The sequence below is a fragment of the Brachybacterium sp. HMSC06H03 genome (assembly GCF_001807385.1).
GTDB classification, from domain to species: domain Bacteria; phylum Actinomycetota; class Actinomycetes; order Actinomycetales; family Dermabacteraceae; genus Brachybacterium; species Brachybacterium conglomeratum.
The window spans coordinates 1-9,026 of the sequence record NZ_KV788948.1; the positions used below are offsets into that span (position 1 = coordinate 1).

A 9,026-nucleotide genomic window follows, 5' to 3' on the forward strand; every position below is an offset into this window, starting at 1 on the left:
GGGGTTCCGAGGCCCCGTCAAGCCAGAACGCCCCTTTTCGAGGTGGCCTCGACCACATCGCTCCCCGTCGAGGCGCGCATTGGCCCCGACGCCGATCCTCGCGTCACCTGTCCGTGCAGGTCAGGGCGAGGATCGAGGGAGGTCAGCGAGCGGGCACCACTCCACGGTGCAGGGCGACGATGCCCCCGCTGAGGTTCCGGTACTGGACCTGCTCGAGGCCGGCCTGTGCGAACCATCCTCCCAGCGCCTCCTGGTCCGGCCAGTCCAGGATCGACTCGGCGAGGTAGTCGTAGGCATCGGCGCTCGTGGCGACGCGTCGCGCCACGGCGGGCAGCGCGCGCAGCAGGTAGTTCTCGTAGACCGCCCGGAAGGGACGCCACGTCGGGGTTGAGAACTCGCACACCACGACGCGGCCGCCCGGGCGCACCACCCGGGACATCTCCGTGAGCGCCAGGCGCGGCTCATGGACGTTGCGCAGGCCGAAGGAGATCACCGCGGCCTCGAAGGAGTCGTCCGCGAAGGGGAGGTGCTGGGCGTCGGCGCCCACGAACGGGACCGGCGCACCTCGTCGGCGGCCCTCGGTCATCATCCCGAGCGAGAAGTCGGCGGCGACCACCTGCGCGCCGGCGCGGGCGATGGCGGCGCTCGAGGTGCCGGTGCCGGCGGCGAGGTCCAGGACCTGGTCCCCCGCAGTGATGTCGAGGGACTCGACCATCTTCTCTCGCCACATCCCGACCTGCCCCATCGCCGCGACGTCGTTCATCAGGTCGTAGCGGCGGGCGATGCCGTCGAACATCGTCGCGACGTCGTACGGCTGCTTCTCGAGATCGGCACGGCTCATGCCCTGATCCTCGCACGGACCGTGCCCCGGGGGCGCACTACGGCCCGCACCCCCGACGCTCCCCGGACCGACCGAGGCGTCGGAAGACGTTCCTGGAAGAATGCCCCCGGGCCGCCTCGTCACCGGGCGGCCCGGACCGTCCTCGTGAGGAGAGCTCGAATGACCGCTGCCAGCACCGCTCGCACCGACGCCCTGCGCGCCCTGACCATCCCCTCGGAGCTGCTGCCCTCCGACGGACGCTTCGGCTCCGGTCCCTCCCGGGTCCGCGATGCGCAGATGGAGGCGCTCTCCTCGGTGTCCCGCACGGTGATGGGCACTTCCCACCGTCAGGCGCCGGTCAAGCAGGTCGTCGCTCGGGTCCGTCAGGGCCTGGCCGAGCTCTTCTCCCTTCCCGAGGGGTACGAGGTGGTGCTCGGCAACGGAGGCTCCACCGCGTTCTGGGACGTGGCCGCCTACGGGCTGATCGAGAAGCGCTCCCAGCACCTCGTGCTCGGCGAGTTCTCGCAGAAGTTCGCCGCGGAGTCCGCCGGCGCACCGCATCTCGCGGAGCCCGAGGTCATCCGCGCCGAGCCGGGGAGCTGCCCCGCCCCGCGCTTCTCCGAGGACGTGGACGCCTATGCCTGGCCGCACAACGAGACCTCGACCGGCGTGATGGTCCCGGTCACCCGTCCCGAGGGCGCGCGTGAGGACCAGCTCGTGCTCGTGGACGCGACCTCCGTGGCCGGCGCCGCGCAGGTGGACGTCTCGGCGACGGACGCGTACTACTTCGCCCCGCAGAAGGCCTTCGCCTCCGACGGCGGGCTGTGGCTCGCGCTCCTCTCCCCCGCCGCGATCGAGCGTGCGGAGCGCCTCGGCACGGCAGCGGACCGCTGGATCCCGTCCTTCCTCTCCCTCACCGCCGCGATCGACAACTCCCGCAAGGAGCAGACGCTCAACACCCCGGCGGTGGCGACCCTTGTGCTGATGGCCGAGCAGATCGAATGGATGCTCGCCCAGGGCGGTCTCGCCTGGGCCGACTCCCGCACCCGCACCGCCAGCGGCATGCTCCAGGCCTGGGCGGAGCGGCGCGAGGAGATCACCCCCTTCGTGACGGATCCGGCGGCGCGCTCGCAGGTCGTGACCACCCTCGACGTCGACGACTCGATCGACGCCACGGCCATCACCTCCGTGCTGCGGGCCCACGGGATCGTCGACATCGAGCCCTACCGCAAGCTCGGACGCAACCAGCTGCGCATCGCGACCTTCCCGGCCGTGGACGAGCAGGACGTCGCCGCGCTGATCGCGGTCCTGGACCACGTGCTGGACCGCTCGGCCGACGCCGTCTCCTGAGCACCTCGCCGAGCCGGGCGGCTCCCGCGCGCTGACCGCTGCGCGTCGGCACGCCCGACCGAGGGGATCACGCGTCCCGCAGACCATGAAGGGCCCCGTCCTCGGACGGGGCCCTTCATGCGTGCGGCACGTGCGAGCGGGGAGTCGATGCGGGGCCGCGGCGAGGCACTTCGCGGTGCGGGCGGGGGCGGCGCCGCGCTTCTGCGTCGCCGAGCTTCTGCATCGCCGTGATCCCGGGGCGGCGCCCCGCTCGCCCGCGACGGCATCCCGGCGCCACCGTCTCTGCGTCCCTCCGCGCCCCGTCAGTGCCGCGGCGGGACCAGCGTGCGCCGCAGCAGGGCGGTCGCCTCGCGCAGGCTCTCCCGCTCCGCGGCGCTGATCCCGTCGAGACGGGAGCGCAGCCAGGCGTCCCGCTCCGCGCGGCCGGCCCGCACGAGCTCCCTGCCCCGGTCGGTGAGGGTCACCCGCACCTGCCGACCGTCCTCGGGGTGGGCGGAGCGGCCGACGAGCCCCGCCTCCTCGAGGCGGCCGAGCACGCGGGTCATCACCGGAGGGCTCACGTGCTCGAAGTCGGCCAGCGTCCCCGGGGTGGACTCCCCCGCCCGGTCCAGGTGCGCGAGCACCGAGAACTGCGAGGCGGAGACCGCATGCGAGGCGGTGTGCGAGCGCAGGATCCGCGAGGAGACCAGCAGCAGGCGCTGCAGATCGGCAGCGAGCTCGGCGATCTCGGTCTCCGCCCCGGGATCGGTCACAGCAGCAGGCCCTCGACCGCGCCGCGCAGGAAGTACGCGACGAACATCAGGGCGATCACGTACATCAGCCAGTGGATCGAGCGTGCCTTGCCCCGCACCAGCTTCAGCAGCACGTACATGATGAAGCCGGCGCCCATGCCCACGGTGATCGAGTACGCGAAGGGCATCAGGATGATGGTGAGGAAGGCGGGGATCGCGATCTCGACGTCGGTGAAGTCGATGTCGGTGATCTGGGTCATCATCAGGAAGCCGACCATCACCAGCGCCGGGGTCGCCGCCTCGTAGGGCACCATGCCCACGAGCGGCGAGAGGAGCGTCGAGAGCAGGAACAGCACGCCGACGACCACGGCGGACAGCCCGGTGCGCGCGCCCTCGGCGACGCCCGAGGTGGACTCGACGAAGCTCGTGTTCGAGGAGACTCCGCCCATGCCGCCGGCGATCGCCGCCGCGGAGTCGACCACGAGGATCCGCTGGGAGTGCGGGATGTCGCCCTGCTCGTCGACGAGGTCCGCCCCCGCGGCGACCCCGACCATGGTGCCCATGGTGTCGAAGAAGTCGGCCAGCAGCAGCGAGAAGACGATGACGCTCGCGCCGACCGCTCCCGCGGCGGTGATCCCGCCGATCGGATCGACGGTGAAGAGCGTGGAGAAGTCGGGCAGCTGGACCGGGAACTCGGAGACGGCTGGGACGTTCATCGCCCACCCGCCCGGATTGCCGGGGCCGTCGGCGCCGGCCGGGGCGAAGGCGCCCAGGTGGAGCACGCGCTCGATGACGATCGACAGCGCGGTCGCGGTGACGATGGCGATGAGGATCGCGCCGGGGACCTTGCGCACCCACAGCACGAACATGAGCAGCAGCCCGGCGACGAACACGAAGGTGGGCCAGCCGGTGAGAGACCCGTCGTTGCCGAGCTGGACCGGGGTGCCGTTCGCGGTCGTCACGAACTTCGCGTTGTACAGGCCCAGGAAGGCGATGAACAGCCCGATGCCGACGGCGATCGCGGTCTTGAGGAAGGCCGGGACGGCGTCGAAGACGGCCTTGCGGAAGCCGCTGAGCACCAGCAGCAGGATGACGACGCCCTCGATGACGACGAGGCCCATGGCACCGCCCCAGGTCATGCCCGGCAGCGGGACGACGGAGTAGGCGAGATAGGCGTTCAGCCCGAGCCCGGCGGCCAGCGCCAGCGGGAACTTCGCCCACGCCCCCATGAAGATGCTCAGCAGTCCTGCGATGAGCGCGGTGCCGGCGGCCACGGCGGGGAGGTTCGGCTCGGCGCCGCCGCCGAGGTACATCCCGGTCGAGTCCGGGACCGTGCCGATGATCAGGGGGTTCAGCACCACGATGTAGCACATCGAGAAGAAGGTGACGATGCCGCCGCGGATCTCCCGGGGGATCGTCGAACCGCGTGCGGTGATGTGGAACCAGCGGTCCAGGGCACCGCGCGGCTCGGGGGTCGCGCTCGCGGCGTCAGGGGCGGTGCGCGGGGAGGAGGGGGAGGGATCGGCCTGCTGCATGAGGGCGATCGTATCGGCCCTGCGCCCACCGGGCCCCTGCCGGGGAGGGTGGTCCCGCCCGGGGCCCGGTGGTATCGGTCTCAGTCGGAGCGCGCGGCGCGCTCGGCCTCCTCGAGGCGGCGCTCGTGGCGGTAGTCCTCGTGCAGCTCGAGACGGGAGGCGGCGGCCTCGTCGGCGACGACGACGACCTCGGGGTGCATCTGCAGCACGGTCGCGGGCCAGCGCGCGCTGATCCCGCCCTCGACGAGCTGGGCGACGGCCGCGGCCTTGTTCTCCCCGGAGGCGACCAGCACGATCCGCCGCGCCTCGAGGATGGTCCCGAGCCCCTGGCTGAGCGCCTGGATCGGGACGTCCTCGCGGCTGGCGAAGTAGCGCGAGTTGTCGGCGATGGTCGAGCGGGTCAGGCCCACCACGCGGGTGCGGGAGCCGAGGGAGCTGCCGGGCTCGTTGAAGGCGATGTGGCCGTTGGAGCCGATGCCGAGGACCTGCACGTCCACTCCCCCGGCGTCCCGGATGCGTCCGTCATAGGCCACGGCCTCGGCGTGCGGGTCCTCGGCGGTGCCGTCCGGGGAGCAGACCCTCTCCTCCGGCAGGTCGATGTGGGAGACGAGGTTCTCGCGGATGAAGCGGTGGTAGCTCTGCTCGTGCTCGTCGGGCAGGCCCACGTACTCGTCGAGGAGGAAGGCGCGCGCGTCGGCGAAGGAGAGCCCCTCCTCGCGGTGGCGGCGGATCAGCTCCTGGTAGGCGGGCAGCGGCGAGGAGCCGGTCGCCAGGCCCAGCACCGGGCCCCGGTCGCCCGCGCGCTCGAGGACGCGCTGGATCTCGTCGGCGACGACGACGCCTCCGGCCGCTGCGTCCTCCACGATGTGGATCTGCATGGTCCTGCCCCTCTCCGGCCGTGCGCCGGATGCTCTGCGCCGCGCCGCAGCCGCGTGCGCGAACGTGCTCGTTTGCGTGACCGTCCGAGGATACTCGCTCACGGAGGGTCCGAACCCACGGAGAGGTTCCGCACGCGACGACGCCGCCGCCCCCTGAGGGCGACGGCGTCGTGTCGGGGGACGCTCAGCGGCGTCCCGCGCGGCTCACTTCTTCTTGCCGGAGCTCGCGGCGAGCTCGAAGGCGGCGCGCGGGGTCTCCGCCTGCGGGATGCCGATGATGTCGCGGCGGGAGACGAGGTTGCCCACCCAGCCTGCGGCGACGGACACCTTGCGGCCGATCGTCGGCATCGCGTACAGGTGGTACGAGCGGGCCATCGCCCAGGCCGGCAGGCCGCGGATGTCCAGCTCCTTCTCGCCGAGCATCAGGCGGCCGACGCCCTTGTACATGCCGAGGGTCGCGAAGACGCCGAGGTTCTTGTGGTAGTAGTCCACCAGCGGGCGGCCCTGGACGGAGCGCGCGATGTTGTCGGCCAGGCGCTTGGCCTGGCGCACCGCGTGCTGGGCGTTGGGCGGGCAGAACTTGCCCTCGCCCGAGGCGAGGTCCGGCACGGCGGCGCAGTCGCCGGCGGCGAAGACGTCGTCGAAGGGTCCGTCCTCGCCGTTGACTCGCAGGTCGGGCAGGACCTGGACCTTGCCCATGAGCGGCCCGCGCTCGGTGACGATCGGGAGATCGGAGGTCTCCTCGTCGAAGAGCACCGGGTTGGGCTTGACGCCCGCGTTCCACACGAGCAGGTCGGTCTCGAACTCGTCGCCGTCGCTGGTCTTGATCACGCCGTTCTCGGCGGAGTTCAGGAAGGTCTCGAGCTTGACCTCGATGCCGCGCTCGCGCAGCTGGTTCAGCACGTAGGCGCGCTGGTCCTCGGTGAGCTCCGGGAAGATGAAGGGGGCGCCGTCGACGAGCACGAAGCGGATGTCGGAGGCGTGGAGGTCGGGGTAGTAGCGCAGGGCGTCGCGCACCATGTCCTCGGCCTCGGACACGGCCTCGCCGCCGGCGAAGCCGCCGCCGATGAAGGTGAAGGTGAGCAGGCGCTTGCGGAGCTTGGGATCCTTCGTGGTCGCCGCCTCGGCGAGGTTGGCGAGGATGCGGTCGCGGACAGCCGTGGCCTCCTCGACCTGCTTGAAGCCGATCGCGTTCTCGGCGAGGCCGGGGATCGGGAGCAGACGCGGGACGGCGCCGAGGCCCACGACGAGGTAGTCGTAGGAGATCTCGAGCTGCTCGCCCTCCTCGGTGTCCACCACCACGGTGTGCTCGGCGCTGCGGATCGCCGCGACGGAGCCGGTGACGACCTTGGTGCCGGTGAGGATCTTGCGCAGCGGCGCGAGCACGTTGCGGGGATCGATGCTGCCGGCGCCGACCTCGGGGAGGAAGGGCGCGTAGGTCATGTACGGGCGCGGGTCGACGACGGTGATCGCGACCTCCGCTCCGAGCGTCTTGCGCAGCTCGGACGCGGTGGTCATGCCGACGGAACCGCCGCCGAGGATGAGGACATGGGGCTTGCCGCCGAAGGTGTTGGTCATGGACCCCAGCCTAGGACCGTATGGTCGCTGAGACAAAAGCACCTCGTCAGGTGGTCACCGCCCGACGCGCGGAAGGTCTCAGGGCGCGTGGTCCAGCAGATCCAGCGCCATCCCGTCGAGGATGTCGTGCTCGCTCGTGCGGGTCTCGGCGATGCCGGAGGCGGCGGCGACGCGCTCGACGATGCGCGACCAGATCAGCGCGCCCGCGCCGATGACGTCGATGCGCCCGGGATGGATCACCTGGTGGCGCGACCGTTCCTCGCGGGTCTCCCGCAGCAGCGCCTCGCACAGCGCACGGACCTCGTCGACGGGGAGGGCGGCGCCGTGGGTGACATCGGGACGATAGTCCCGGATCCCGGTGGCGACCGCGGTGACCGTGGTCACCGTCCCGGCGACGCCGACGAGCGAGGCGACCCGCTCCAGCGGGATCGCCTCGGCGGCCTCGTCCAGCAGGGCGTCGATGTCCGCCGTGGCGGCGGCGATCTCGTCGGCGGCGGGCGGGTCGGAGCGCAGGTGGCGCTCGGTGAGGCGGACCGATCCCATGTCCAGGCTGATGCGGTGGGTGGGGGCGGTGGTGCCGAGCACCAGCTCGGTGGAGCCGCCGCCGATGTCCACCACCAGCGCGGGCCCTGCGGGCAGGCCCTCGACGGTGCTGACCGCGCCGCGGTAGGAGAGCTCCGCCTCCTCCTGGCCGGAGATGACCTCGGGGTCGATGCCGAGGATCGCGCGGATGCCGGAGATGAAGTCCTCGCGGTTGGAGGCGTCGCGGGTCGCGGAGGTGGCCACGAAGCGGACGTCCTCGCGGCGCACGCCGTGGTGCTCCACCAGCGCCTGGTACCGGCGGGCGGCGTCCAGCGTGCGCTCGACGGCGACGGGGTCGAAGCGTCCGGTGCGGTCCACGCCGAGCCCGAGGCGGACCATCTCCAGGTGCCGCTCGAGGTCGACGAGGCGCCCGGTGGCCTCGTCGCGCCGGGCGATCAGCAGGCGGATCGAGTTGGTGCCGCAGTCGATCGCGGCGACGGGCGCGCTCATCGTCCCTCCTCGGCCTCGTCGGTGCCGTGCTCGTCGGGGTCGGTCCCGGGGTCCTCGTCCTGGCAGCGGCAGACGAGCTCGGGCACGGCGCCGTCGATCATCGCGAGCACCTCGTCGCCGACGGGGTTGACGCCCGGTCCCTCGGCGAGGGTCTGGCCCGCGAGGGCGTGGAGGCACTTGACGCGCGTGGGCATGCCGCCGGCGCTGACGTGGGCGACCTCCTCCGCCTCGCCGATCTCGGCGCGGCGCGCCAGATAGCGCTCGTGCGCCGCGCGGTACGGGGCGGCGAGCTGCTCGTCGCTCTCGAGGCGCTCGGTGAGCTCGGCCATCAGACCGGTCGCCTCGAGCCGGGAGAGCTCGAGGGTGAGCCAGGGAAGGGTGAGGTAGAGCGAGGTCGGGAACGGGGTGCCGTCCTCGAGGCGCGGTGCGGTGCGCACCACGGCGGGGCGCCCGCAGCCGCAGCGCCTGGCGATCGAGACGACGCCGCGCATGTCGCGGCCGAGCTGGAGACGCATGATCTCGAGGTCGCGCGGCGAGGCGGGCGTCTCGTGGGGAAGAGGGGCGAGTGAGGTCACTGGTCGTCGTCCTGATCGGTGGTGTCGGCGGGGTCCTCGGCCGGGACGTCCTCGTCGGTCGAGCCGGTCTCGTCGGGGATGTCCTCGGGGGTCAGGCGGCTCGAGCCCTCGACGCTCTCCCAGAGGGTCGAGTACCACGCGCCCTCCTTCGCGGCCTCCTCGGCCTGCTGCGCCTCGGTGAGGGGGACGTCCTGGCCGGAGGTGTCGGTGAGGCGGTACTGCGTCTCCCCCGGCATCGCGAACAGGAGGCGCTCGCGGGCGCGAGCGGCGACGTAGGTGGGGTCCTCCCACTGCGCGACCTGCTCGCGCAGGTCCTCGACCTCCGCCTCCTGCTGGGCGACCTGGCCCTGCAGGTCGGAGAGCTTCTGGCGCTGGGCCACGTAGGAGTTCACGGTCGGCACGAGGGCCGCCAGCGCCACCACGACGAGCGCGACCAGCACGAGGGTGCGGCGCGTGATCGTGATGCCGGGCCCGTCCGGGCCGTCGGCGCGGGAGGGGGCGGTGGCGGGGCGGGAGGCGGCGGCGGG

The 9,026-nt window shown here is 72.4% G+C and carries 9 protein-coding genes; 1 reads left to right on the top strand and 8 read right to left on the bottom strand.

Translation table 11 applies throughout. The features are described from left to right. Positions 1–142: 142 nt before the first annotated feature. A complete protein-coding gene (locus HMPREF3159_RS14985; RefSeq protein ID WP_070501965.1) occupies positions 143–841 on the bottom strand; it encodes a demethylmenaquinone methyltransferase in 699 nt (232 codons plus the stop codon). Positions 842–1,000: 159 nt separating this feature from the next. Between HMPREF3159_RS14985 and serC the strand changes: the two genes are divergently transcribed. After that, entirely contained in the window at positions 1,001–2,170 is a 1,170-nt protein-coding gene (serC, locus tag HMPREF3159_RS14990) for a phosphoserine transaminase (protein ID WP_070501967.1), read from the top strand. 302 nt (positions 2,171–2,472) lie between these two features. On the opposite strand, the gene HMPREF3159_RS14995 is transcribed toward serC, so the two are convergent. From HMPREF3159_RS14995 to HMPREF3159_RS15025, 7 genes are all read right to left on the bottom strand, one after another. Continuing rightward, complete coding sequence (locus HMPREF3159_RS14995) at positions 2,473–2,922, bottom strand: MarR family winged helix-turn-helix transcriptional regulator (protein ID WP_070501969.1); 450 nt, start codon at positions 2,920–2,922, stop codon at positions 2,473–2,475. After that, positions 2,919–4,436 (bottom strand): NCS2 family permease, encoded by a 1,518-nt coding sequence (locus HMPREF3159_RS15000; RefSeq protein WP_070501971.1) that lies wholly within the window; start codon positions 4,434–4,436, stop codon positions 2,919–2,921. The genes HMPREF3159_RS14995 and HMPREF3159_RS15000 overlap by 4 nt, the downstream gene beginning before the upstream one ends. Before the next feature lie 80 nt (positions 4,437–4,516). Beyond that, positions 4,517–5,314, bottom strand: a complete 798-nt coding sequence (gene nagB, locus HMPREF3159_RS15005; RefSeq protein ID WP_070501973.1) for a glucosamine-6-phosphate deaminase — start codon at positions 5,312–5,314, stop codon at positions 4,517–4,519. 204 nt (positions 5,315–5,518) lie between these two features. After that, complete coding sequence (locus HMPREF3159_RS15010; RefSeq protein ID WP_053917508.1) at positions 5,519–6,892, bottom strand: NAD(P)/FAD-dependent oxidoreductase; 1,374 nt, start codon at positions 6,890–6,892, stop codon at positions 5,519–5,521. Between the two features lie 78 nt (positions 6,893–6,970). Further along, entirely contained in the window at positions 6,971–7,924 is a 954-nt protein-coding gene (locus HMPREF3159_RS15015; RefSeq protein WP_070501975.1) for a Ppx/GppA phosphatase family protein, read from the bottom strand. Continuing rightward, positions 7,921–8,499, bottom strand: coding sequence for a DUF501 domain-containing protein (locus tag HMPREF3159_RS15020; protein WP_070501977.1), 579 nt, complete (start codon positions 8,497–8,499; stop codon positions 7,921–7,923). The genes HMPREF3159_RS15015 and HMPREF3159_RS15020 overlap by 4 nt, the downstream gene beginning before the upstream one ends. Beyond that, positions 8,496–9,026: FtsB family cell division protein (locus tag HMPREF3159_RS15025; protein WP_246821650.1), on the bottom strand; the 531-nt coding region annotated here is incomplete at its 5' end. The genes HMPREF3159_RS15020 and HMPREF3159_RS15025, both read right to left, overlap by 4 nt.

Excerpts from the sequence above, each read along its gene's own strand:
- HMPREF3159_RS15015 (WP_070501975.1), bottom strand. The coding sequence starts at position 7,924 with ATGAGCGCGCCCGTCGCCGCGATCGACTGCGGCACCAACTCGATCCGC.
- serC (WP_070501967.1), top strand. The coding sequence starts at position 1,001 with ATGACCGCTGCCAGCACCGCTCGCACCGACGCCCTGCGCGCCCTGACC.
- HMPREF3159_RS15010 (WP_053917508.1), bottom strand. The coding sequence starts at position 6,892 with ATGACCAACACCTTCGGCGGCAAGCCCCATGTCCTCATCCTCGGCGGC.
- HMPREF3159_RS15000 (WP_070501971.1), bottom strand. The coding sequence starts at position 4,436 with ATGCAGCAGGCCGATCCCTCCCCCTCCTCCCCGCGCACCGCCCCTGAC.
- nagB (WP_070501973.1), bottom strand. The coding sequence starts at position 5,314 with ATGCAGATCCACATCGTGGAGGACGCAGCGGCCGGAGGCGTCGTCGTC.
- HMPREF3159_RS14985 (WP_070501965.1), bottom strand. The coding sequence starts at position 841 with ATGAGCCGTGCCGATCTCGAGAAGCAGCCGTACGACGTCGCGACGATG.